This is a genomic window from Xylanibacter brevis P6B11, from assembly GCF_000621825.1.
Lineage (GTDB): Bacteria > Bacteroidota > Bacteroidia > Bacteroidales > Bacteroidaceae > Prevotella > Prevotella brevis.
On record NZ_JHXG01000007.1, the window covers coordinates 99,167 to 124,466 of the forward strand.

Annotated in this window: 26 protein-coding genes; 7 read left to right on the plus strand and 19 right to left on the minus strand. The window is 47.5% G+C overall.

The window, feature by feature from the left end:
* Window positions 1–62 precede the first annotated feature (62 nt).
* Window positions 63–455 (plus strand): DUF1573 domain-containing protein, encoded by a 393-nt coding sequence (locus T496_RS0103280; RefSeq protein WP_027449479.1) that lies wholly within the window; start codon window positions 63–65, stop codon window positions 453–455.
* Window positions 456–540: 85 nt separating this feature from the next.
* On the opposite strand, the gene T496_RS0103285 is transcribed toward T496_RS0103280, so the two are convergent.
* The 3 genes from T496_RS0103285 to T496_RS0103295 form a co-directional block, all read right to left on the minus strand.
* A complete protein-coding gene (locus tag T496_RS0103285; RefSeq protein ID WP_027449480.1) occupies window positions 541–1,449 on the minus strand; it encodes a dihydroorotate dehydrogenase in 909 nt (302 codons plus the stop codon).
* The gene (locus T496_RS0103290; protein WP_027449481.1) at window positions 1,437–2,210 is read right to left on the minus strand and encodes a dihydroorotate dehydrogenase electron transfer subunit; all 774 of its coding nucleotides are present in this window, start codon (window positions 2,208–2,210) and stop codon (window positions 1,437–1,439) included. Before T496_RS0103290 ends, T496_RS0103285 begins: the two co-directional genes overlap by 13 nt.
* Window positions 2,211–2,440: 230 nt before the next feature.
* A complete protein-coding gene (locus T496_RS0103295; protein ID WP_027449482.1) occupies window positions 2,441–2,863 on the minus strand; it encodes a hypothetical protein in 423 nt (140 codons plus the stop codon).
* 727 nt (window positions 2,864–3,590) lie between these two features.
* Here T496_RS0103295 and T496_RS0103305 point away from each other — a divergent pair.
* Window positions 3,591–4,067: a lactonase family protein gene (locus T496_RS0103305; RefSeq protein ID WP_027449483.1), complete on the plus strand. Its 477-nt coding sequence runs from the start codon at window positions 3,591–3,593 to the stop codon at window positions 4,065–4,067.
* A gap of 447 nt (window positions 4,068–4,514) precedes the next feature.
* On the opposite strand, the gene T496_RS0103315 is transcribed toward T496_RS0103305, so the two are convergent.
* Both T496_RS0103315 and holA read right to left on the minus strand, forming a co-directional pair.
* A complete protein-coding gene (locus T496_RS0103315; RefSeq protein ID WP_027449485.1) occupies window positions 4,515–5,003 on the minus strand; it encodes a helix-turn-helix domain-containing protein in 489 nt (162 codons plus the stop codon).
* Window positions 5,004–5,781: 778 nt separating this feature from the next.
* On the minus strand, window positions 5,782–6,810 hold the full coding sequence (gene holA / locus T496_RS0103320) for a DNA polymerase III subunit delta (protein WP_027449486.1): 1,029 nt from the start codon (window positions 6,808–6,810) through the stop codon (window positions 5,782–5,784).
* A 47-nt stretch (window positions 6,811–6,857) separates the two neighbouring features.
* Between holA and T496_RS0103325 the strand changes: the two genes are divergently transcribed.
* Window positions 6,858–7,310, plus strand: a complete 453-nt coding sequence (locus tag T496_RS0103325; protein ID WP_027449487.1) for a type I restriction enzyme HsdR N-terminal domain-containing protein — start codon at window positions 6,858–6,860, stop codon at window positions 7,308–7,310.
* Window positions 7,311–7,328: 18 nt separating this feature from the next.
* Here the strand turns inward: T496_RS0103325 and T496_RS0103330 are convergent, their stop codons facing one another.
* From T496_RS0103330 to T496_RS0103340, 3 genes are all read right to left on the minus strand, one after another.
* Entirely contained in the window at window positions 7,329–8,183 is an 855-nt protein-coding gene (locus T496_RS0103330; protein WP_027449488.1) for a zinc ribbon domain-containing protein, read from the minus strand.
* Window positions 8,184–8,241: 58 nt separating this feature from the next.
* Window positions 8,242–9,027 carry a Nif3-like dinuclear metal center hexameric protein gene (locus T496_RS0103335; protein ID WP_027449489.1) on the minus strand — a complete coding sequence of 262 codons (786 nt, stop codon included), beginning with the start codon at window positions 9,025–9,027 and terminating at the stop codon, window positions 8,242–8,244.
* Window positions 9,028–9,270: 243 nt separating this feature from the next.
* Entirely contained in the window at window positions 9,271–9,666 is a 396-nt protein-coding gene (locus T496_RS0103340) for a hypothetical protein (protein WP_027449490.1), read from the minus strand.
* Between the two features lie 194 nt (window positions 9,667–9,860).
* Here T496_RS0103340 and T496_RS0103345 point away from each other — a divergent pair, with 194 nt between their 5' ends.
* From T496_RS0103345 to T496_RS0103360, 4 genes are all read left to right on the plus strand, one after another.
* On the plus strand, window positions 9,861–11,141 hold the full coding sequence (locus tag T496_RS0103345) for a histidine-type phosphatase (RefSeq protein WP_027449491.1): 1,281 nt from the start codon (window positions 9,861–9,863) through the stop codon (window positions 11,139–11,141).
* A 25-nt stretch (window positions 11,142–11,166) separates the two neighbouring features.
* Complete coding sequence (locus T496_RS0103350; protein WP_052342055.1) at window positions 11,167–12,681, plus strand: alkaline phosphatase family protein; 1,515 nt, start codon at window positions 11,167–11,169, stop codon at window positions 12,679–12,681.
* An 8-nt stretch (window positions 12,682–12,689) separates the two neighbouring features.
* A complete protein-coding gene (locus T496_RS0103355) occupies window positions 12,690–13,163 on the plus strand; it encodes a tetratricopeptide repeat protein (RefSeq protein WP_081783526.1) in 474 nt (157 codons plus the stop codon).
* A gap of 61 nt (window positions 13,164–13,224) precedes the next feature.
* The gene (locus T496_RS0103360) at window positions 13,225–14,511 is read left to right on the plus strand and encodes an O-acetylhomoserine aminocarboxypropyltransferase/cysteine synthase family protein (RefSeq protein WP_027449494.1); all 1,287 of its coding nucleotides are present in this window, start codon (window positions 13,225–13,227) and stop codon (window positions 14,509–14,511) included.
* Window positions 14,512–14,681: 170 nt separating this feature from the next.
* On the opposite strand, the gene T496_RS0103365 is transcribed toward T496_RS0103360, so the two are convergent.
* From T496_RS0103365 to T496_RS0103410, 11 genes are all read right to left on the minus strand, one after another.
* Window positions 14,682–15,227 carry a 2-oxoacid:acceptor oxidoreductase family protein gene (locus T496_RS0103365; protein WP_027449495.1) on the minus strand — a complete coding sequence of 182 codons (546 nt, stop codon included), beginning with the start codon at window positions 15,225–15,227 and terminating at the stop codon, window positions 14,682–14,684.
* 127 nt (window positions 15,228–15,354) lie between these two features.
* Window positions 15,355–16,119, minus strand: coding sequence for a thiamine pyrophosphate-dependent enzyme (locus T496_RS0103370; RefSeq protein ID WP_027449496.1), 765 nt, complete (start codon window positions 16,117–16,119; stop codon window positions 15,355–15,357).
* Window positions 16,120–16,174: 55 nt separating this feature from the next.
* Window positions 16,175–17,257, minus strand: a complete 1,083-nt coding sequence (locus T496_RS0103375) for a 3-methyl-2-oxobutanoate dehydrogenase subunit VorB (RefSeq protein WP_027449497.1) — start codon at window positions 17,255–17,257, stop codon at window positions 16,175–16,177.
* 2 nt (window positions 17,258–17,259) lie between these two features.
* Window positions 17,260–17,490 (minus strand): 4Fe-4S dicluster domain-containing protein, encoded by a 231-nt coding sequence (locus tag T496_RS14620; protein WP_081778336.1) that lies wholly within the window; start codon window positions 17,488–17,490, stop codon window positions 17,260–17,262.
* Between the two features lie 132 nt (window positions 17,491–17,622).
* Window positions 17,623–19,986: a C10 family peptidase gene (locus T496_RS14365; RefSeq protein WP_081783527.1), complete on the minus strand. Its 2,364-nt coding sequence runs from the start codon at window positions 19,984–19,986 to the stop codon at window positions 17,623–17,625.
* Window positions 19,987–20,038: 52 nt separating this feature from the next.
* Window positions 20,039–20,242: a tetratricopeptide repeat protein gene (locus tag T496_RS0103385; protein ID WP_027449498.1), complete on the minus strand. Its 204-nt coding sequence runs from the start codon at window positions 20,240–20,242 to the stop codon at window positions 20,039–20,041.
* Between the two features lie 22 nt (window positions 20,243–20,264).
* Entirely contained in the window at window positions 20,265–21,143 is an 879-nt protein-coding gene (gene folD, locus T496_RS0103390) for a bifunctional methylenetetrahydrofolate dehydrogenase/methenyltetrahydrofolate cyclohydrolase FolD (RefSeq protein WP_027449499.1), read from the minus strand.
* A 60-nt stretch (window positions 21,144–21,203) separates the two neighbouring features.
* Window positions 21,204–22,559, minus strand: coding sequence for a signal recognition particle protein (gene ffh, locus T496_RS0103395; protein WP_027449500.1), 1,356 nt, complete (start codon window positions 22,557–22,559; stop codon window positions 21,204–21,206).
* A 77-nt stretch (window positions 22,560–22,636) separates the two neighbouring features.
* Complete coding sequence (locus tag T496_RS15360; RefSeq protein ID WP_081783528.1) at window positions 22,637–23,734, minus strand: 5-formyltetrahydrofolate cyclo-ligase; 1,098 nt, start codon at window positions 23,732–23,734, stop codon at window positions 22,637–22,639.
* Window positions 23,735–23,793: 59 nt separating this feature from the next.
* Entirely contained in the window at window positions 23,794–24,564 is a 771-nt protein-coding gene (locus T496_RS0103405; RefSeq protein WP_027449501.1) for a DnaJ domain-containing protein, read from the minus strand.
* A gap of 95 nt (window positions 24,565–24,659) precedes the next feature.
* Window positions 24,660–25,289, minus strand: a complete 630-nt coding sequence (locus T496_RS0103410) for a cytidylate kinase-like family protein (protein ID WP_027449502.1) — start codon at window positions 25,287–25,289, stop codon at window positions 24,660–24,662.
* Between the last annotated feature and the right edge of the window lie 11 nt (window positions 25,290–25,300).

The window sequence follows — 25,300 nt, forward strand, 5'->3', positions numbered from 1 at the left end:
CCTGTTGCCAACCAAACTAAATGAGTACTTTTGCGTCGAAAGAAGAAAAAACTGTAATTATTATGAAGAAACTGATACTCATGACCTTGATGCTCATCGGAGCTATGACAACAATGATGGCTCAAAAGCCAGCAGAAATAAAGTTTGACACACTGACACACAACTTCGGCAATTTCCCCGAGAGCGATCCTATCGTAACATGCGTGTTTAAGTTTACGAACGTTGGCGAGATGCCGCTGGTTATCAATCAGGCTGTAGCTAGTTGTGGTTGCACGGTACCTGAATACACCAAAACCCCTATCCAGCCTGGACAGAAGGGCGAGATTAAGGTTACATACAACGGCACGGGAAAGTTCCCCGGACACTTTAAGAAATCCATCACCGTGCGTACCAACGGTGCAAAAGAAATGACGCGCCTCTACATTGAGGGCGATATGACAGAGGCTTCCAAATAGGAAGCCTCTTTTTTTTACAATCATAAAAAAAATGAGGTTGCTGCAACATAAAATCCAGCAACCTCATTTTCATATATCGCTAAAGCTACTCTACGCAACCAATAATGTCTTGTACAGAATCAACTCCATGACGATCAAGCCATTCGTTGATGCCATCGCGTACCTTGATGGTCACGGCAGGATCTAGGAAGTTGGCTGTACCGATTTCTATGGCAGTAGCACCAGCCATCAGGAACTCCAGGGCGTCGGTAGCCGTAGTGATGCCACCCAGTCCGATAACGGGAATCTTAACGGCACGAGCCACCTGATAGACCATGCGCAGCGCTACTGGCTTCACACAAGGGCCACTCAGTCCGCCAGTACCAATGCTCAGCACACGACGGCGCTTTTCGATGTCGATGGCCGTACCCATCAGCGTGTTGATCAGTGAAACGGAATCGGCACCTGCAGCCTCTACGGCACGCGCTATCTCGGTGATGTCGGTCACATTGGGCGACAATTTGACGATGAGTGTCTTATGATAGCGCTCGCGAACAGCCTTCACCACGCTCTCGGCACCAGCACACGTCACTCCGAAGGCCATACCGCCATCGTGCACGTTAGGACACGAGATATTCAGCTCTATGGCAGGCACCTTCTCCAACTGATCGATACGAGCAGCACACTCGGCATAATCTTCAGGAGACGAACCACTGACGTTCACAATCCAGTTGGTGTCTATATCTTTTAACTGAGGATAGATGTGCTCAGCAAAATAATCTACACCCTTGTTTTGCAGGCCCACGCAGTTCAGCATGCCCTGTGGGGTCTCAGCCATACGGGGATAGTCATTGCCCTGACGAGGCTTCAAGGTGGTTCCCTTCACAATGATACCACCAATGCCGTCCAGGGGCACGAAGTCTTGAAACTCCAATCCATAGCCAAACGTGCCAGAAGCCGTCATCACGGGATTCTTCAAGCACAGATCCTTTATCTTAACGTCTAATCTTGCCATAACAGTCTTTTGATATTAAACACCGGGCCTTCCTTGCATACACACAAGTTACCCTCGGTGGTTTTCTCTACACAACAAAGGCAAGCGCCTAGGCCGCATGCCATCAGATTCTCGAGCGAAGCCTCGCAATCGATGCCTTTTTGGCGGGCAACACGTGCCACCGCCTTCATCATAGGCGTGGGGCCGCAAGTCTGAATGAAGTCAAACTGCTCTTGCTCCAGCACCGAGTGGTTGGTCACAAAACCCTTCTCGCCCTCAGAACCATCCTCTGTGGTCACCATCACTCGACCGTATTTCCTAAACTCGTCAAGCATCAGCAGGTCCTTGCCCGTACGTGCACCCAACAGGAAGGTTGGCTCAACGCCCTGTCGCTTCAGTTCGGCACCTAGATACAACAGTGGTGCTACACCCACACCACCGCCTACGAGCAGACATTTCCTGTTGTCGCTAGCAATCGTAAAGCCATGCCCCAGAGGCAGCACACAGTTCAGCACATCGCCCGATTTCAGGGCTCCTATAGCCTTAGTACCATCGCCAATGCATGCCACAAGCAGCCACAGTTCGTTCTGCTGGTAATCTACAAAATGAATAGAGATTGGTCTGCGCAAGAATGTAGTGGCAGAGCCGTCCACACGCACCTCAACAAATTGTCCTGGCAACATCTGAGGGAGTGTTTCTTTCGAAGTCAGTTTCACCAGTACATAGCGCTCGTGTACCTGTTCTACAGACTTCACCGTTAAATCCAGAATATATTTCTTCATATCTTCTGCAAAGGTACGAATAAGTGAGCAAAGAACAAAATAAAAAGGCTCGCTTTTTATTTTTTTCTTTCGAACGACAGTACCTTCTTAAGACTCGTTCCACTCGAATAAGCGTCGCAAAGCGCCGAGCGCGACGCAGTCAAAGGTAAGCATAAATAACTACACCACCAAATTTCTAGTCCACAAAAAGAAAAAACCCCCAGTCCCCTCGGGAGGGGACTGGGGAGGGGTCACTCCATCCTCATCTCCCACCCTCGCAACACGGCGAAGGTGTCTAGTGTGGCGTCAGCCCCGTTCTCCTGCATCGCCATCGCGAGACCTAAGGCTATCCAGCGTCCCGGCTTGTCGCTCGGTATGCCCAGAGGCTCGTTGGGGTCTATGCCCGTCAGTCGGCTCACGTTGCGGATATACGCCTCCGTATTGTTCTCGTTCTCAGGCGCCCACCGCCTGATAATGTTTCGGATGGTAAACAACCGATATGTGTGGTAGTACGTGCGCGTCAGCAGCACGAAGGCTGCGCGCCAGCCATACGCCATTGTTTCAAACTGACAGAACGCAGCGTCTGTCTGCTGGGCTCTCAAGCCCTGCCACTTATCCTTAGAACGACGAATGTTCAAAGGATTATTATTTCTGATTCCTCTTGGTAAACTCATTTTGTTTAATGTTTATTGGTTATAGCCCTCCTACCGAATGAAGCCTGCTTCGCAGGGAAGGTATAGCTCGACGGCCGACAGGAAAAGTCAAATTTTTCGACCTGTGCGGTTGTTTTCTTAGCTTGAACCTTGCGCAACCCCTCCCCTCCCATGTAGGGGAGGGGTTGGGGGGTCCTTGGATTTTCAACCGCATAGTACGAAAGATTCTTTTTTTGGTATGTTCTATAAATTGCATATAGCATCCGCTGAACTCCCCTCACTTCCGCTCGAGCTCTGCTCGCTTGCTACCGAAGGGACGCAAGAAGGGGAGGGGCAGGGGTGGGGTCTGTATCTCCATTGGCAGTTAGAACAACACTGACCCCACCCCCGACCCCTCCCCTACATGGGAGGGGAGGAAACAACACAACCCAGCAACCCCTCCCCGACCCTCCCGAGGGAGGGGGTTGGAAATAAGCAAGTCTCCCCCCTGGGGAGATTTAGAGGGGGTTGTTTTGCGCCGCAGGCGCACCACTTCTCACTTCTCACCTCTCACTTTTCACTTTAAACAATAAACAGCGCACCGATTCAGGGGTGCGCTGTTTGTTGTTTAGGAGGGGGAGGGGGTTGTTATTTACAACTTTCATGCTAAAGCATGAAAAAAATTCAAGAACTTTTGGTGTTTTCGAAAAAAAACACTATCTTTGCAGAGATATTTTGAAAATATTACCTCCAAAAGACTATACTGTCCATGAGACATCTATATATATTTATCATCTCAATGCTCTGCATCCTGTGCGCACAAACACAGCAGGCACTGGCAATGACCATTGAGACCACAACCCACGGCGAAAGCGAAGGTATCTACGCCTACGACTTCGACCAGACGCCAGGAAAGGCTGAACTTCTGGACTTACAGAAGCTCACCGATCCCACATATCGCACGAACGCCAACAAAGGACGACCGTCCTCTGTTGTCTGTGAGACAAACAATGCGCAGGTTCCCCTCTATATTTTTATGTCAGATGTCCAGAGTGGCTGCATGCGACTGCTAAACACAAAAGGTATTAAAAAGATGTCTATCTACCTGTTTGGCGGCGGTACAAGAGGGCCTGACCACCCACAACAGCTTATTTTTAGCCCCTATGGGCGTATCTCTGCTCGCAACGACATCCTTGCGAGCAGGGATACCTATGTCCAATTCTCGAGGAGAAATAACCCCCTCTAAATCTCCCCGAGGGGAGACTTACTTACTCCTGTCATCTGGAGAACCGGAGAAGGGCTTGTAAGGCATCCAAGGAGAATTCTTCATCAGTATGTAGATTTAAGCGCCTACAGCGGAAGGTATAGCATCCCTGCGAAACTGGCTACTTCTTCCATGATATGAGGCCGCCTATCACGGAAGTTTTAGCCTGCTGCGCAGGGAAATTTTTCAAAATCTGATTCAAAATTAAACAGAGATTATATATCCCTTCGGCTTGTGTCAGACAAGAAAAAAATAAAAATGAAAAATTTTGTTTTCAATTTTATATAATTTCCCGCCGTAGGCGGCCCCAATCGCGGAAGTTTTAGCCTGCTGCGCAGGGAAGGTATAGCTCATAAGACGAAAAAAAGCCACCAAATGCAACATTTGGAGGCTAAAAGCAATTATAAAAGAAAAAATCACGCTAATATATCATTTTTTGGAGGGAACAAAGCTCTCCCAGGTCTGATCATCGTAGTAAACACGTATTTCGGTGACCTTACGAGGCTGTTTGTCAACTATTCTTACCTCTTCGCGCACATTTTCCAAGTGTGTATTTCTTACACCATTATAAAAATGGGGTGCCTGAACCGCATTTTGAGGCATAGGAGCAGGATTTCCAGAGAAATCCAACATCTGTTCGGATGAAAAAAGCCCCCCTTGAGCACCATTTTCAGGCGATAGCTGTGCCTCCTCATCCGGGGTAGAGGAGTGCTGATACATGTCGCCAGCACCAAAAAGTAGCCAATCGGTATTGATGTTAGGAATTTTCTTCTTGATGGCTTCTACGATGTTAATGGTGGGGCGGGTGCGATCATTGAAGATACCACTCAGGGTTGCTGGGGTGGTTCCTATGAAGTCGGCGAACACCTGTTGAGTCATGTGTTGAGACTCCATAATCTGTCTAATTCTGTCCTTCATATCAGTAATGAGTATGGTTTAGGCCTAAAAAGGCATGTTTTCTTTCGGTTTACAAAGGTAAAACAAAAATTTGATACGCGCAACAAATTTAAAGAGAAATTTAAAATATAAAACTTTGAATTTATTGTTTTACATTTGCAAAATAAAAGAGCATAGATGTGAATATGCTCGTTTAAATTCATAAATTCGAATTTTAATGATTAAAGCATTACAAAGCTATATTAGAATGATTTTTAGCTAACTAACTGGCTTTTAATAGGGTATTTACATACTAAAAGGTGGAATATATGGGATATACGGCGAATAAGGGGTATACAAGGGTGTAAAGGATATAATTTTTAGAGCAAACTATACTTAACTGATTGTTTTTCAGTCGTTTATAGTTGTATATACGTTGTTGTATATTTATGAATATGTAAGTTTAAATACAGATATTTGTATTTTTATATTTAAATTTATTGTGTTTGATTTAGTGTTTTAAATCTTAAATTTTAGCTATTTGAATACTAAATTAGCATGAAAGTTTTAAATTTTAAACTCTCAAAGTTCAGAAAATAAAATCTTAATAAATGCTAACACTAAATTTAAACGTGCCCAAAACACGCAAAAATGGCATAGCTTAAAAATTCTGGGCGAGCATTCGAACGATTAAAAATACGCGAGTTTTGAAGGGGGTAAAATGAATCTAAATGCCTGAATACAAAGACAGTTAGCACTAAAAAAAGCACCCCTCAGGAGTGCTCATTCTAGATAAAAATAGAGTGGAAAAAGTGTTTTTTTAGTGCAAAATGTAGAAAATTAATTCCTTCATCAACTCCTCTGGAGGGGTATTTGGGTTATCCAAACCCTTACTTTTGGCATCAATTTCACGTAGTTTGGAAATGATCTGCATCACCTTCATCGCAGAGTAATTTCTCATGCCAGTCATGTAGTCTTTGGCAGCCCATGGAGATTTCAATTCTAGCCACTCTGCCACGCCCTCCTGACTGCCTTTTTTGGGACTATAATAGGCCAGCATCAGATTTTGGAAATAATTAAAGAGCATTGGGAGAAATGAATAGATGCTTCCAGCCTTTGGATTCTTGTAAAAATAGTTGATTATCTGATTAGCCTTGAAAATATTCCTGTTGACTATAGCATCTCTCAGTTCGAAGCCATTGAAGTCTTTGCTCACCCCTATTTGATCTTCCACAACCTGTGGTGTGATACGACGATCATTTTCCGGCAGACTCAGCATCACCTTATCCAGTTCACTGGTAAGACGACTCAAATCTGCACCAATAGCATCGGCGATAAGCTGAACAGACTTAGGATCAATGCCCACCCCACGACGCTTGAGATAGCTCTCGATGAAGTGTGGCAGTTCGCGCTCGCGCACCTTACTGCTTTCAAAGAGCACGCCATTCTCCTGTATGGCTTTCACCAATTCACGCTTGCGACCATCTATTTTGCCGTTTTTATGGCAAACAACGAGCACCGTACTGGCCAGTGGCTGCTTGATATACTTTTCCAGCGCATCCGTGCTTTTGAGGTTCTGAGCCTCTTTTACAATCACCACCTGGCGCTCGGCCATCATAGGATAGCGACGAGCTGCATCTGCGATCTGCGATGCGTTGGTATCACTGCCAAAAAGAATCGTCTGGTTGAAGTCACGTTCTTCTGGCTGCAAGGCGTTCTCAGCTATATAGTCGCTTATTTTGTCTATATAGTAAGACTCATCGCCATGCAAGTAATAGACAGGACGATATTTGCCGTCCATCAACTCACGCATGATGCTTTCGAAGGTCACATTTTTGGTCTCGGCCATAGTGGTTTCACAATTATTTTTTGTACTTTTGCTGCAAAATTACAAAAATGAATCGAATAAACCTACCTGCGTACGACATAAAATTGCGCAAAACAGGCCAGCGCTATGAGATTTTCGACTTTTTACGCCGAAAATACGTGGCACTGACGCCCGAGGAATGGGTGCGCCAGCATTTTACGCATTTCCTGGTTGAGCAGAAAGACTACCCCCGAGGGCTGCTGGCCAACGAGGTAGAACTGCGTGTAGGTGAGAAAAAACTGCGTTGCGACTCCATATTATATAATAAGGAGATGCAACCCGTTATGATTATAGAATACAAAGCCCCCGAGATAGAGATCACGCAGCACGTGTTCGACCAGATAACCGTCTATAACCGCCTGTTGCACGTTGACTATCTCGTGGTCTCCAACGGCCTACAGCACTTCTGTTGCCGCATGGACTACGAAAAAGGGGAATATTCCTTTTTACAGAATATTCCCCATTATACGGAACTGACCTGAAAAGACCAGCATTTTTATTTAATCCATATCGTTGGCGTCAGAGCTCTTCTTTGAATTAGAAGTCTTACGTACGGTTGACGTACGACGACGAGTCTTCTTCTCCTCAGCAACAGGCTTCTCGGTCTTTACACCAGCCAGCTCTGGGTCGATCAGGATACGTCCGCAGTACTCACATACGATCACCTTCTTGTGCATCTTGATATCCAACTGACGCTGAGGTGGAATCTTATTGAAGCAACCGCCACAAGCATCACGCTGTACGTACACGATACCCAGACCATTGCGAGCGTTCTTACGGATGCGTTTGAAAGAAGTCAGCAGACGTGGCTCAATCTTAGCCTCCAGCTCATGAGCCTTCTCCTTCAGTTTCTCTTCCTCTGCACGTGTCTCGTCCATGATCTCGTCCAGCTCGTTCTTCTTCAGATCCAGGTCGCCCTGCTTCTCGCCAAGCACCTGCTCGCTGGCCTCCAGCTCGTGGTTCTTCTCAGCAATCATCTTCTGAGCATCGTTGATCTTCTTGTTGCAAAGCTCAATCTCCAATGACTGGAACTCGATCTCCTTTGAGAGTGTGTCATACTCACGGTTGTTGCGCACCTCGTTAAGCTGCTGCTTGTAGCGCTCCACGCTGTTCTGAGCCTCAACAATTTCGCCTTTCTTCTGTGAGATGGCGCGCTCGAAATCGTTCACCTCGCTCTTGATACGATCAATACGAGTGGTCAAACCCTCGATTTCGGCCTCCAGGTCTTCTACCTCAAGAGGCAGCTCACCACGCAGCGCCTTCTTCTCGTCGATAGACGACAGGGCTGTCTGCAACTGGAAGAGAGTCTTCAACTTCTCTTCTACTGACAAGTCTGTAGGATCTTTCTTTGCCATAATTAAGCCCCCCTCTTATCCCCCTTAGCAGGAGGAGGCCACCATAGGGGCATGGGCCTTAAATGTATAATATTGGATTTGTATTTGTCTCTGCAACAAAGGTTTTCACCTCTGGACAGGCCTGAGCCAGAATCTCGCTGAAAAGCTGACAAGTGAAGTGTTCACTCTCGTAGTGACCCACCACACAAATCTGAATCTGCTGCTCATATCCAAAGTACTGATGATAGTGCATCTCGCCTGTGAGGAAGGCATCTGCGCCCTGTTTTACAGCCTCATCAAGCAAGAAATCGCCTGCGCCTCCGCATATGGCAACTCGCTGTACCGGGCGGCGCAACAGCTCGTTGCACATAGCACTCTCGGCCTCCAACTGGCGTTTCACCATCAGCACGAAATCGTCGGCAGCCATCGCTTCAGGCAGTTGGCCTACAACACCGCTTCCGCAAGTAATGCCTTCGACCGTTTTTTCTGCGAAGAACTCCACATTTTCCAGTCCCAGTCGCTCGGCAATCTTGAAGTTTACGCCCCCCTGAGCATTGTCCAGGTTGGTGTGCATCGAAACGATACATATATCGTTTTTGATGGCCTTCATGACAGCGCGCTGCACATCTGTGGCGCCAGCCACCTGCTTCAGTCCGCGAAACAACAACGGATGGTGACTAATCACCATATTGCATCCCTTGGCGATAGCCTCGTCAAGTATGCGTTCAGTCACGTCCAGACACAATAATGCCCCTGAAACCTCCGCCTCTGTTAATCCAATCTGCAAGCCAGCATTATCCCAGCTTTCCTGCAGCGGCAGGGGCGCGAACTGTTCAAGGGCGCTCAGCACTTGTTGTATTTTCACGCTTTTTACGTTGTTTTGAACTGCAAAGTTACTACTTTTTTCACCAAAAAGTACTTTTTTCGTGCTGCTTTAAACTAACTTTAACAATTCAACGTTCCTCATTTGCCTTGTTGCGATAGATAAAAAGACCTATCACAACGAGGAGAACAACAGCTGCTATTTCTAGATAATTCATCATGATTTCCTATGTTTTTTGAAGGGAATTACGATCATCGAAACGCTACAACGAACTCACAAACTCCCCTATTTATTAAACAATCCTTTAAAGAACCCGCCTACGGCGCTCCCTACTCTGCCGGTTGTTTTCGCAATGCTATCGCCTGTGGCGCTTAAACCGTCGCCCACGCGATTGCCACGATATTCCAGCATCTTCTTCGTATAGCGACCCTTCAGGCGGTTGTACTCTTCTACTTGTGCGTTGGTGAGCATGGGCTTCACCTTGCGATACTGGCGTCGCAATGCGTCTTGACGTGCTATCAGCGAGTCGGCCACAGGTTTGGTGAGTGCGGGCTTTGTTGTAACAAAACCCACAAACTGGCGATAGTCATTCATAAAGCGCAATGTATCTGGTTGTTGAGCGCTGACTGTCATAACAGCGAATAGCGCTACAAGGGTTGCAATTGTCTTCTTCATCATCATAATCTTTAAAAACGAAATATAATTTCGGCTGCAAATATAAGGCTTTCTGCCGAAAGGTGTCATAAAAAGGTGGATAAAAAACGGCAAAAAATGTCAGCGACCGTTAAATAGAGGGCTATCTAACAGAAAAAGCGGGAAACATGACGGGCTTTCATTTCTTTTTTATAACTTTGCACCATAATAATATATAGAACATGAGAACATTCTTATTACTACTATCTTTCCTTAGCAGCGGCATTGCGCTTCAAGCCCAGACAGCTCGCGATGACATTAGAAAAAACATCTATCTGGCAGGTTCAAACTATATTGACTACAACCGTCAACTGCCCGATTTCAAATACACGAAGGCCCCGCGAGGCTATGTTCCTTTCTACATGTCGCACTATGGCCGTCACGGTTCGCGCTGGCTCATAGACCCCAATAGCTATACCAACGTCATCAATCCTCTGCTGAAGGCACACGAGGAGGATAAGTTGACCAGCCTGGGAGAAAGAACACTGAATCAGCTGAAATGCTTTGAGAAGACCACCCACAAGCGCTTTGGCGACCTTACTACCGTAGGTGAGCGCCAGCATCACGACATCGGGCGCCGTATGACAGAGCATTTCCCCGAGATATTCGTCAAGACGAAGGGGGTGCAGATTGATGCTCGCTCTACTGTCGTAAATCGTTGCATACTATCGATGGTGGCTGAATGTGAAGAACTGATGGCAGCCAACCCCACTGCCCACATTCACAATGATGTAAGCGAGTCGCTTCAGTACTACCTGAATCAACCACAAGAAGGTGTCGTAAAAGAAAACCGACATAAGGGTGATAGCGTATTAATCGCTTTCAGAGATCAACATACGCACCCCGAACGACTGATGCAAGCATTATTTAACGATGCAGAATGGACACGTCAGAATATTGATGCGCCTACATTCATGCGCCAGCTCTTCGAAGTGGTCATCAACATGCAGAGCCATGACAACAGGGAAAATATGACAGACCTCTTCACCTTCGACGAGCTATACGACATGTGGCGCATTCAGAATGCCGGATGGTATAAGAACTATGGTCCCTCGCCACTATCAGAAAGCGTAATGCCTTTCTCGCAGTATAATCTGCTGACCAACATCATTCAGACGGCCGACACCTGTGTAGCGCTGAGAAAACCACAGGCCACCCTGCGCTTTGGTCACGAGGTATGCGTACTGCCACTGGCTTGTCTGATGGAACTTGACTCCTGCGGCATTATTGTTGAACGCCTCGAAGACGTGGAATATCATTGGCAGAACTACAAGATATTCCCCATGGCTTGCAATATCCAACTGATATTCTACAAGCCTAAGAGAGGCCAAGGCGACGTGTTGGTTAAGGCGCTGCTCAACGAGCGTGAGGCCACCCTACCCGTCCAGACGTCCACCTATCCATACTATCGTTGGGAAGATGTCAGAAAGTACTGGATTAAGAAGCTTGATAGTTTTAAGTAATATGATTAATAATTGACCTATAACTATGATAAAGAAAAGACTCTTTTTTGCAGCATGCCTGCAACTATGCCTTGCTGCCACATGCTGGGCAGACAAACCCAAACTCGTAGTGGGTATCGTGGTGGACCAGATGCGCTGGGACTACCTGTACAGATACTACGACCAATTCCAGGACAACGGCATCAAACGCCTGTTGGACGATGGCTATTCGTGCAACAACTGCCTGATAAACTACGTGCCTACCATCACAGCAATAGGACACACATCGGTCTATACTGGCACTACACCAGCTTTTCATGGTATCTGCGGCAACAACTTCTATATTGACGGAAAATCTGTCTATTGCACAAAAGACGAAAAAGAGCAGACCGTGGGCTCGGATACCGACAAGGGAAAGATGTCGCCTCGCAATTTGCTATCAACCACCATTGGCGACCAATTGCGACTGCACACCGACTTCCGTTCAAAGGTGGTGGGCGTCAGCTATAAAGATCGTGCAGCCATCTTGCCTGCAGGTCATGCTGCCAATGCAGCCTACTGGCTAGACACGAAGGCCCTCTGCTTCGTCAGCAGCACTTACTACATGACCGAGCTGCCAGATTATGTCAAGCAAGTGAACAAGCAGCTGAGCAAGAACAACGAATTAAAAAAGATTGGCTCACAGATTGGCGAGTATCCTCTTTGCGGTCACCTTACTGCAGACATGGCCATTGCCGCTCTGAAAGGAGAGCAGCTGGGCAAAGGCGAAAGCACAGACATGCTCTGCATCAGTTTCTCGCAGACAGACCTTATCGGACACAAATGGGGCACTCGTGGTAGTCACACCGACGAGGCATACATCGAGTTAGACAAAGACATCGCACGTCTGTTGCAGGCTTTCGATCAACAGGTTGGCAAAGGCAACTACCTCGTTTTTTTGACGGCAGACCACGGTGCCGTACACAACTGGCAGTTCATGCAGGAACACAAGCTGGCTGCCGGTGGTTGGGACAGCGACACGCTGCTTGTTAACGCAGAGAAAGAAGTGGCCAGCCAGTTGGGAGCCACCAAGAAGGTGATAGCCGATATCCTGGACTATCGCATCTTCTTGAATCACCAGTCTATCAAGCAACAAGGACTCGACGAGAAGCGCGTAAAAGAGGTATTAATCAACTACCTTCGCACTTCGCCCAATGTGGTTACTGCTGTTGACTACGAGCAACTGCGCATCAGCAGTCTGCCCGACCGACTGATGAACATGGCTTTGATGGGCTACCACCCTCGTCGCTCTGGTGATATCCTTATCATCCTAGAGCCCAACTACTACCAGTATGGTAAATGGTCTTCGCCCACTGGCACCACTCATGGCACCTGGACACCCGACGACGCCCACATTCCCCTGCTTTTTTACGGCTGGCATGTGAACAAGGGCCACACCTCACACGAGGTACACATCAACGATATCGCCCCCACCGTCTGCCACATACTGCGCATTCAGCAACCTAATGCTTGCTCGGGCGAAGCTATCCAAGGGGTAGATACTACAGAAACAGACGATTAATAAAAGACATGAAAACAATTAGATTACTGCTGATTGGAGCTATGATGCTCCTGGGCAACATGGGACTCTGCGCCCAAAATGCCGACAAGCTTTACGAGGAAGGCAAGGCCCTCTACGATGCCAAGAAATACGAACAGGCATTCCAGAAATTGATGCCCGCCGCCGAGAAAGGTCACAAGAAGGCTCAGTATCGCATAGGCCGATGTTTTGACAAAGGCAACGGCGTAGAAGAAAGCAATAAGAAAGCCTTTGCATGGTATCAGAAATCGGCCGAACAAGGCTATGCCAAGGCACAAATGCAGTTGGGACGATGCTATATGAAAGGCAAGGGAACGACTGCCGATCAGAACAAAGCTAAGACGTGGCTGAAGCGCGCCATCAAGAATCCGAAGGGTGGCGACAAAGTATTGGCTAAGCTGAAAGAAGACTGCGCCCAAGGTGACGAGGAAGCTAAGTTGTTGCTGAAAATGGCTCAGGAATAATCATCACTAGAAAATAGACAAACATCTACAAGGGATAATATATTAAGGTATAAAAGACAAAATGGATTACAAGGACTTAACTCGTGGCACCCTCTGCGTTCAGGCAGGATGGGAACCACAGAATGGCGAGGCACGTGTGCTGCCTATCTATCAAAGCACTACTTTCAAGTATGATAACACAGAAGAAATGGCTGACCTCTTCGACCTGAAGAAGGAGGGCTATTTCTACACCCGTCTGCAGAACCCCACCAACGATGCCGTAGCTAAGAAGATTGCTGCGCTGGAGGGTGGTGTGGCTGCTATGCTGACATCAAGTGGACAGGCTGCCAACTTCTACGCCGTGTTCAACATCTGTGAGGCTGGCGACCATATCGTTACCTCAAACGAGATTTATGGTGGTACCTACAACCTCTTTGGCGTTACGCTGAAGAAATTGGGTATCGAATGCACCTTCGTATCGCCTGAAGCCAGCGAGGAGGAGATTGAAAAGGCTTTCCGTCCTAACACCAAGGCTCTCTTTGGCGAAACCATCTCAAACCCTGGCTGTAAGGTTCTCGACATCGAGAAGTTCGCTCGCATAGCTCATAAGCATGGTGTTCCCCTCATCGTGGACAACACCTTCCCAACACCTATCAACTGTCGTCCTTTCGAATGGGGTGCCGATATCGTAACCCACTCTACCACAAAGTATATGGATGGACATGCCACTCAGGTAGGTGGTTGCGTGGTAGATAGTGGCAACTTCGACTGGGATGCTCATGCTGATAAGTTCCCCGGACTTTGCCAGCCAGACGAGTCATACCACGGACTGACCTACACTAAGGCATTTGGTAAGATGGCCTACATGACTAAGCTCACCGCCCAGCTCATGCGTGACTTAGGTTCTATCCCCTCACCCCACAACGCATTCCTCCTGAACTTAGGTCTGGAGACACTCCATCTGCGCATGCAGCGTCACTGCGAGAACGCACAGAAGATTGCTGAGTTCCTGAAAAACGACGAGCGCGTGGCTTGGGTTCACTATAGCGGACTGGAGGGCGACGAGTGTCACGAACTGGCAAAGAAATACCTGCCTAATGGTTCTTGTGGTGTTATCGCCTTCGGACTGAAGGGAGACCGCGAGACAGCCATCCGCTTCATGGACTCGCTGAAGCTCATCTGCATTGTGACACACGTGGCCGACGCACGTACCTGTGTGCTTCACCCAGCCAGTCACACCCACCGTCAGCTGTCCGATGAGCAGTTGCGCGAAGCTGGTGTAGCCCCCGACCTGATTCGTCTCTCCGTTGGTATTGAGGATGTCAACGACCTGTTGGCTGACATCAAGCAGGCTATGGAAAAGATCTAAAAACAGTAAAGTAGTACTTTACACCTAGCATAGTGGCACTTTACACCCAGTAAAGTGCCACTTTTCTATTAGAATAGTGCCACTATTCCACAACTAAAGTGCCACTATACAATAAAAGAAGTGCCACCTTCCCATGAGGAAAGTGGCACTTTACTTTATATGAAGCCAAATTATTTAACCTCTGTAATAATCTTGGCGCCCTCTTTCAGAGCCTCCATATTCAGAGGAATCAATCCGTGGTGACGCTCAGGAAGCGTCTTGTAGAGAGCCTTCTCCACACCCTTGTCGCTAACAACAGGAGCCACCTTCAAGAGTCCACCCAGTACAATCATGTTGAACACCTTACCGTTCTTCATCTCGGCAGCCTTATCCATAGCGTTAATCTCATAGATAGTAATATCCTTACGTGTAGGCTTGTTGATAATACCAAAACCATCGTAGATGAGGATACCACCAGGCTTTATCTTCGGTTCGAACTTTTCAAGCGAAGGTTGGTTGAGCACCACTGCGATATCATACTTACTGAGGATTGGTGAAGAGATGCGCTCATCGCTCACGATGACGGTGACATTGGCCGTACCACCACGCTGCTCGGGACCATAGGCAGGCATCCAAGTCACTTCCTTGTCTTCCATCAGTCCACTATAGGCCAAAATCTTACCCATTGAGAGTACGCCCTGACCTCCGAAACCTGAAATAATTATTTCCTTTTTCATAACTTTCGAGCCCCCTAAGTTAGGGGGTTGGGGGTCTGAACAAGCGTACATCAGACCCTTTTAATTTTACTTCCGAGGAGCCTGCGCCTGTTCAGACCCCTGTTGCCCCCTAACTTAGGGGGCTCAGTCAGATTGTGTCTTTGAGGTCTCCCTTTGGATAGAAGGGGAACATATTCTCCTTCATCCATTCGTTAGCCTTAGCTGGAGAAAGTTTCCAACCACTATTACATGTAGAAACAAACTCTACCAGCGATGAACCCTTACCAGCCATAGAAGCCTCGAATGCCTTACGCAGAGCCTTCTTGGCCTTGAGGATAGAAGCTACGCTCTCTACGCTCTGACGAGTAACATAGCAGGTACCCTCGAGCTGAGCTGCGATATCAGCCATTTTCAGGGGATAGCCATGAATCTCAGGATCACGTCCGTAAGGACAAGTTGAAGTCTTCTGACCAATCAGCGTGGTAGGAGCCATCTGACCACCTGTCATACCATAAATAGCATTATTGACAAAAATAATCACAATATTCTCGCCACGGTTCAAAGCATGGATGGTCTCACAGGTACCGATACAAGCCAGGTCACCATCACCTTGGTAGGTGAACACCAGGCGATCAGGCCAGCAGCGCTTGATACCAGTAGCCAATGCGGGTGCACGACCGTGGGCAGCCTCCTGCCAGTCAATATCAATATAATTGTATGCGAAGACAGCACAACCTACAGGCGAAACGCCAATAGCCTTGTCTTCCATGCCCATTTCCTCGATGACTTCGGCAATGAGCTTATGTACCACGCCGTGGCTACAGCCTGGGCAGTAGTGCATATTGTTGTCGTTCATCAGCGTCGGCTTCTTGCAGACGATATTCTCTGGTTGAACTATTTGATTTCTATCCATTGTTCTTTTCTTTTTCTAGGCTATCCTAGGAAGTCCTAGGAAATCCTAGGTAATCCTAGATTAATTTCTTTAAAGCCTCTACAATTTCCTCAGGATCAGGAACGATACCTCCCAAACGACCAAACTGATCTACAGGCACAGCACCATTCACAGCCAGGCGAACATCCTGCACCATCTGACCAGCATTAATCTCAGCTACGAGGATACCCTTTACCTTCTTCGAGAGCTCTGCAATCTGCTTCTCAGGGAAGGGGAAAAGCGTGATGGGACGGAACAAACCAACCTTGATGCCCTGTTCGCGAGCAATCTCCACACTCTTCTCAGCAATACGGGCTGCACTACCGAAAGCTACGATAGCATACTCGGCATCGTCCATCTGCTGCTGTTCGAAACGAACCTCGTTCTCCTGAATCTTGCGATACTTCTCCTGAAGAGCCAGGTTACGTTTCTCCATAGCCTCGGGCTTCAGTTCCAAAGAAGTGATAACCACGCGCTCACGGTTTTTGGGCTTACCAGTAGATGCCCAAGGACACTCCTTGATAACCTCCTCATCCGTACGACGGGGCTTAAAAGGAGGCAGCACCACTTTCTCCATCATCTGGCCAATAACGCCGTCAGAGAGAATCATAGCAGGATTACGATACTTGAATGCCAACTCGAAAGCAAGGTCAACGAAATCGGCCATCTCCTGAACAGAAGAAGGAGCCAACACAATAACCTTGTAGTCACCATTACCACCACCACGCGTAGCCTGATTGTAGTCACCCTGTGAAGGCTGAATAGTACCCAAACCAGGGCCACCACGCTGTACGTTGATAAATACGCCAGGCACCTCAGCACCTGCCATATAGGTGATACCCTCCTGCATCAGGGCAATACCAGGAGATGATGACGAAGTCATGGCACGCTTGCCGGCTCCGGCAGCGCCATAGACCATATAGATAGAAGCCAGTTCACTCTCAGCCTGAACCACCTGCATACCAGTGGTTTCCCAAGGCTTCAGTTCTGCCAGCGTTTCAATCACTTCACTCTGCGGAGTAATAGGATAGCCGAAATAGCCGTCGCATCCGCAACGAATAGCAGCGTGGGCAATAGCCTCGTTGCCTTTCATCAATACAACTTCTTTTTCCTGTGCCATACTTATTCCTCCACTTTTTTACGATACACGGTGATACATCCATCTGGGCAGACAATGCCACACGATGCGCAGCCTACACAGGCTTCCTCGTTGACTGCCTCCACATAGGGATAACCGCGAAGATTAACTTTGTTTGCTAGGGCAATTACCTGGTGAGGGCAAGCGATGATACAAAGTGAGCATCCCTTACACCTTTCAGTATTTACCTCAATAGCACCTTTTAATTTTGCCATAATAAATAGTTTTGTGCATTAAAACCCTGAATTTGGTCTGCAAAGATATGCAAAAAAGCCGAAAGCACCAAACTTTCGGCTAATTTTCTTAGAGCTACTTTACTTCAGTCTATTTCAATCATTCTGCAGCAATCATCGGTTGCGAATAATTATGCATTTATTATCATTTCTCACTATGTATATACCATTTGGCATCTGTTGCAAAGCAGCATTCAATTCAGAAGCTTTCACCTCCTTTATTTTGTGTCCGCTGAGAGCATATATTGTCGCAACAGAACCATGATACATATCCATCGACTGGATACCCGTTGGGTCAACTTCTTCCATTTCGTAGGTCATCTGACTAGGCACTATGCGCATCACATATTGTCTATCTTCGTTAGATCCTGTAATTTTTATGGCGCCTTTATCGCCTACAACAAGTTTTCCCTTTGACTCCGTAGATCCATCGTTCTCCACACACCACAAGCGACTCCAAAACGATTCCTGATTATCATAAGCGGAAGCTGGAGCCACCTTCAGGAACATATCGCGCTGCTTAGGTACAGAGAACATGATGCGCCACGTCACACTATCTTCCGTCAACACGAAAGGATAGCTTTTATCGGTAGTACTCCAGTTATTAATATCACCTATCAGATAGTAGTTTTTTTCCTGAGTACCCTCAGCAATGGTAACGTTATAAGTAGCTACTGTATTTTCACCCTGACTATCGGTCGTTAATTTCAGCTGAGTATCACCTACCAGTGTGGGTACAAAATCAATTGACAGCTGTTGCTCGTCGCCAGCCATCAAAGCCACATAGACTTGATTCATGCACGTATAACCACTAGTCTCATTGCCTGCAAAGAGATAAAGATACCCTCTAAAGTCGTGGGGGCACTGTCCTACAGTGAACGTCAACAATTGTTGATCAAACTGTTTTTTGCTGCCAACATAAGCAAAATCGCTCACCACAATATCTACAGGAGCCTCTTTTGATTTATTCACGCGATATTCCACCACACCATCGACGCTCACCGAAGCCTCTATATAAGTATCGTCATCTGCGAAAAGCGACCACTCTTTACCATCAGGCAATTTACTTGCAAAGGAAAACTTCAACGTATTTCCTTGAAAGCTATTATGCAGCCAATCATCCAAGGTCCAATAATACCAATAAGAGCCGCCCGATACAAATTCTCCGTTGCCCTGACTAAGTATGGTCAGAGTTTGGTCTTTGTTTATTTCTACAAGTGCAATATCATAGTTCTTCGTCATCTCTGACTTATTCGTCATATAGAAAGTTACTGCACGTTTTCCATTCTGTTGCGTGACTGCAATTTTCTCATTAGAGGCATAAAGACAAGGCTTCACCTGCAACAATGCAGATTCGTCCACCCCATTCTCTGGCTTAAAGCCACAAATCATTTCCTGGTACAAGCGATAGCCCGCTGTGCTGTTTCCACCACCGATACCAGTGTTAGAAGGATTCATCACAAACAGTTTATAGAAGCCATCGCAATAGCCACCCCATCCCCAGTTCACATGATACATTCTGTCGCTGCCACGATAACCATCAACTACAAAGGCATGTCCGCTTACCCCAGAATTACCAGCATAGGCAACTGGTCCATTTGTTGTCAACTCTTGATAAACCTTTCTTTCCCACTCTTCCATCTCATAACTATCAGCAAAGATATGGCGCATATCCTTGTCGTAGCCCATTGCATTTATCAAGACAGGAACAGCATTAGAATAGCTTGCAGACGACTCATTGTTTGTATAGTCCATCAACGAAGCCTGGCCACAATAACGCATCAGTTTTGCCACCGCACTAGCCTGATCTGCCGTATATCCTTTAGAGTAGTCATCAATCATCTTATCCCAGTCGAAAGTAGTAGAAGGTAATGCAGGTACATAGATACTTTTTTTAGACGTGGTATATTCAGACAGAGTTCCTGTAGCATTCTTAGGCCACTGGTGATAGTTCATCACCTGAGCAATAGCAGTTGCCACACAACCAGTCACACTTCGCTGCCCTTCATCCAACGGACACTCATTATTATAAGGAGCCCCCTGGTTCCACTTCGTTGTCAGCAACTGTGCCACATCTGCATGCGCCTCAATGTTTTTCCACGGAGCAGCTTTTGCCTTGCCCAAACGAATCATTGTCATCTGAGCATCAAGCTGTTTCAACCAGTCAACGAAATTTACGGGCAATGCTTCCTCTTGGAAAGTGCCCTGATCGGCAAAGCCCAGCACCTCGTCTGTCGCATCATCGCCAGAGATAATCACAAAGCCATCATCGTTCTGAGCATTAAATACGTAGAACGAAGAGGCGTCTGCCTGGTTGGCTATCATTTTTGACACACGTGCAGGTGTCCGACGAATCGTCTTCCCCTTTGCACTCAGAAACTTTGCCGCTTTTTGTCTCGCTTGCTCAGGTGTTATTGGTGCGCCCATAACTGTAAGAAGAGCAAACATCATCCAAGTCAGTACTAGTAATTTTTTCATAGGCTAATTAGGTAAGTTTAAGTTATTATTAGGTGAGGATTAAAAAAACTATCTACGGATTATACATATCCTTGCAATAATAGGCCAAGATATCATCAAGCATACGCTTGGCCTCGACAGCAGGGCTGTCGGGGTCAAGCTCTATAGCTCGAATATAACAATTGATGGCATCGTGCCATTTTGATTCCTTGCGGAAGGCGTTACCTTGTTCGTACCACTCCTGGGCGGTATCGAACGTCAGATTCTTAACTTTCAATTTTTGTATTTTCTACGTTCTATTAACGATAGTATTCTTTCTTGCCGGCAGCCAAAGTATTCTTCATCAGCGAGCAAATCGTCATAGGACCTACACCACCAGGAACTGGTGTGATGAAAGAACACTTAGGAGCTACCTCGTCGAACTTCACATCGCCAGTCAGACGGAAACCGCTCTTACGCGTTGCATCAGGCACACGGGTTGTACCTACATCGACGATGACTGCACCCTCTTTCACCATGTCGGCTGTCACAAACTCAGGACTACCAATGGCAGCAATAATAATATCGGCTGCACGGCATTCCTCCTTCAACGTTTTAGAGCGTGAGTGGCATACGGTCACAGTAGAGTCGCCGTATTGTTTCTGCATCATGAGTTGAGCCATTGGCTTGCCCACAATATTGCTTCTGCCCAGGATGACGCACTTCTTTCCTGAGGTCTCAATGCCGTAGCGTTTCAACAGCGTGATAATGCCCAGAGGGGTGGCTGAGATGAAACAAGGCAGACCGATGGCCATACGTCCTACGTTGATGGGATGGAAGCCATCTACGTCCTTGCGGTAATCGATAGCCTCAATGATCTTCTGTTCATCGATATGCTTTGGCAAGGGCAACTGAACGATAAATCCATCTACATCATCGTCCTTGTTCAGCTTATCAACACAAGCCAGAAGCTCTTCCTCCGTAATATTGTCTTCATAACGAATAAGGGTCGATTTGAAACCACAGGCCTCACACGCGAGTACCTTATTCTTTACATAGGTCTCCGAACCACCGTCGTGACCCACCAGCACAGCTGCCAAATGGGGTTGCTTGCCGCCATTGGCCACTATGTTCTTCACCTCTTCTGCGATTTCTGCCTTAATGGCAGCTGCTGTTGCTTTTCCGTCTATTAGTTGCATATTATATTGGTCTATAAAGTCTTATAGGCCCACGGTGGGGCCTATAAGACTGTTGGTTTATCAAAATTTAGGCATACCGCCTTTCATATTCTTCATTGCCGCAGCCATCTGCGCCATTCTCGAGCGATCCATACCCGTCACCATCTTCATCATCTTGCGAGTTTGGTCGAATTGTTTCATCAGTCGGTTCACATCCTCTATCTTCGTGCCCGAGCCCTTGGCAATACGCAACTTGCGGCTCTGGTTGATGATATCGGGGTTCTGACGCTCTTTGGGTGTCATCGACTGAATGATGGCTTCTATGCTCTTGAAAGCGTTATCGTCGATATCAACATCCTTGATAGCCTTGCCAATACCCGGAATCATTCCAGCCAACTCCTTGATGTTACCCATCTTCTTGATTTGCTGAATCTGTCCCATGAAGTCGTCGAAGTCGAACTTATTCTTTCTGATCTTCTTCTCCAGACGCTTAGCTTCCTCCTCGTTGAACTGCTGTTGTGCGCGCTCTACCAGCGACACAACGTCACCCATACCCAGGATTCGGTCGGCCATACGTGCAGGGTGGAACACGTCGATAGCCTCCATCTTCTCGCCCGTACCCACAAACTTGATAGGCTTGTTCACCACGGTGCGGATGCTCAGTGCGGCACCACCACGGGTATCACCATCCAGCTTCGTCAGCACAACGCCATCGAAATCCAGACGGTCGTTGAACTCCTTAGCGGTGTTAACGGCATCCTGACCAGTCATCGAGTCAACCACAAAGAGGGTCTCATCGGGATTGACAGCCTGCTTCAGATTTGATATCTCAGTCATCATCTCCTCGTCAACAGCCAGACGACCTGCTGTATCGACAATGACCACATTATAGCTTTCTTGCTTTGCTTTGCGAATAGCATTCTGAGCTATTTCTACAACATTCTTGTTGCCTTCCTCGGTATAGACATCCACGCCAACGGTTTCAGCCACCACCTTCAACTGGTCGATAGCAGCAGGACGATACACGTCGCAAGCCACCAGCAAGGGCTTCTTGTGCTGACGCTCCTTCAGCATCTTAGCCAGTTTACCTGTGAAGGTGGTCTTACCAGAACCCTGAAGACCTGACATCAGAATGATTGCAGGACGGCCCTCGAGGTTCAGCTCCACGGCCTTTCCGCCCATCAGTTCTGTCAGCTCATCGTGCACGATCTTCACCATCAACTGACTTGGCTTGATAGCTGTGAGTACGTTCATACCCATAGCCTTCTGCTTCACCGTGTCGGTGAACTGCTTGGCCACCTTATAGTTTACGTCGGCATCCAACAGCGCACGACGTACATCCTTCAAAGTCTCGGCAACATTAATCTCGGTGATTTTCCCTTCACCTTTCAGTATTTTGAACGACCGTTCCAGTCGCTCGCTTAAATTTTCGAACATATGTTATAATTGCAATTATTGTGGTGCAAAGGTACAACAAAAAAACGAGACTCACAAATTCAGAGTCTCGTTTTTTATCACACCACCTCATCCACCATCACGTCGTGTTCGTCTGTTGGCACCTCAGCCACGCGCTGAAACGGAAAACAGACGCCAATCTTTCTGGCGTGAGATAGCTGTGGCAAGAACCGATCATAATAGCCTTTGCCGCGCCCAAGACGGTGACCTGCGGCATCGAAAGCCATACCAGGAACGAGAACGGTATCAATCTTGTCATAGTCGGTAAACAATTCGCCCACGGGTTCCATGATATGATAGGCCCCTTCCTTCAAATCATCGGGAGACTGATAGCGGCGCAATTCCATTGTGATATCGCCTGTTACCCTGGGCAAAACAACCACTTTTCCATCGGAAAACAATAGGTTTACCAATGGCCGGATATCCACTTCGTCTGGTAAAGGCCAATAGGCCAGAATATGAGAGCTGTTGGCTACCAGTGGCATTAAGCGTTCTACCACCTCGCCAGACATCTTGTCCAGTTGTGACTGATGCTGGCGTTTGGCTTCACGCATCTGTGCACGCAGTAGTGGTTTCGTGTTGGCGCCGTTTCGAGCTGAGAACTCACATCCACAGTATTGCTGGTTGTAGAATTGATTCTCTCTGAGCAGTTGGTTGCGACGTTCCTGCAAACCACCCTTGCGCCAGTTCTGTGCCCAAAACTCTGTGCCAGGCACTAGCGCCATAGCTTTTTGTCCGGCGTGTTCTATCTGTTCCAGACTCTTCCACCTGCTAGAAGCCAATGTCGTGGCGAAAAAACGAAATCCCAATTCGCGTGCCTTTTCAGCCGTTCTGGTCAATCGCAACGTGAAACATTGTTCGCAGCGCCCACCGCGTTCCGGCTCATTCTCCAAGCCCTGCACGCCACAACGCCACGCCTCATGGTCGTAGTCGCCATCAATCCATTTGATACCCAGGCCTTCAGCATGCCGCTTACTCTCCTGTTTTCGAATTTCGTATTCCTCGCGCGGCCAGATATTAGGATTATAATAGAAAATGGTGGGGCGTACACCATTATTCATCAGCCACTCAACAATGGCCGACGAACAAGGTGCACAACAAGCATGCAGCAGCACTTCCGTACACCCTTCAGGAACAATAATAGCAGGCTGTTTCACCTCTCAATTCTCAATTCTCAGTTCTCAGTTCTCAATTCTCAGTTCTCAATTCTCAGTTCTCAAAGTCCTCTCGCCTTCCAAATACGCTCCTTGGCAGCATTAATCTCCTGGAACTTTTTCTCTGCAGCACGACGCACATCATCACCTAATGCCGATACGCGGTCTGGATGATGTTCCAAGGCCAACTTGCGGTAAGCCTTTTTCAGTTCGGCATCGCTCACGTTCGGACTGACGCCCAACACTTTGTAGGCATCTTCCAACGAGTCGCCTTCCAGATGCAACATTGAATCCACCTCTTGAGCAGACATCTGCATCCACTGAGCCACCTCCTTCAGCGCAGCCACCTCGACAGAATCAACACGTCCGTCGGCCTGTGCTATCATCACCAGGAAGTTGAGCAACTGCAGACGTCCCGAATAGTCCACATGCAATGCCACCTGCATACATGCCTGACGTATGTTCTGCTTATAGGCCTCGGTGCCGATGCGCTTTTGTTCTTCAAAGAGCTGACGCATCAGGTTGTCACCTTCCCGAGCTGCTTCTTCACCAAAGTTCTGGCGAAGCATGCCTCTCACCAGTTCCATCTCCGAATGCATAATCTTACCATCGGCCCTAACGATATAAGCCGCCAGCACCAGCATCGACACGAAGAAACTATTGCGATCGCCTTCACGCGATTGTTGACTATTAAGATGGAAGGAGGACGCGCCTCCTTCCACATTATCCGTTGCGGAATCAAACACCGCACCGATTGCAAATCCTATCAAGGCCCCCAGGGGACCATAGGCAGCCCATCCTAGCCACCCTCCAATCCATTTACCAAATGCCATATACCCCCTAAGTTAGGGGGTTGGGGGTCTGAACGACCACCCAACCCAAGTCATTACTTATATTCATTAATACTTCCGTTCAGACCCCCATCCCCCTAACTTAGGGGACTGAGGCATGTCATCAGGAAGTCAACAGCACCATTCACGCCAAAGTTACGCACATTGAGCGCTATGTCATAGTTGCGTGCATCCTGCCAGTCGCTGCCTGTATAGGTCTTCGTGTAAAGCTCACGACTATAGTCATTGTCCACTATCATGGCAGCAGCATCGCTCTCAGAGATATCATACTTCCTGCCTATGCGCTGCTTCCTGCAATCATCATCGGCATGAATGAATATCTTCAGGGCATTCGGGTGATTACGGAAGATATGGAAGCCACATCGTCCTACGATGACGCACGACTCCTGTGCTGCAATCTTCCTTATCACTTCTGCCTGCGCCTCAAACAACTGGCGCGACGTCTGGTCATGTTCCTGACCATTATACTCAGCACCAGCCATATATGAGCGATAGAACTGTGTGAAGTCATCACGCCATAATGGGTTTCGAGCCTCGATATTCTCAACGGCATTTTCTACTGCGCAAAATCTGCGTGCCACCTCGTTCAATATCTGTTTATCCAGTAACTTCACGTCAAGACGGCGTGCCAACTCTGCTCCAATCTCGTGTCCACCGGTACCAAACTGGCGACTGATGGTGATAACAAATTTTTCCTCCTTGTTCATAAACGTATAGA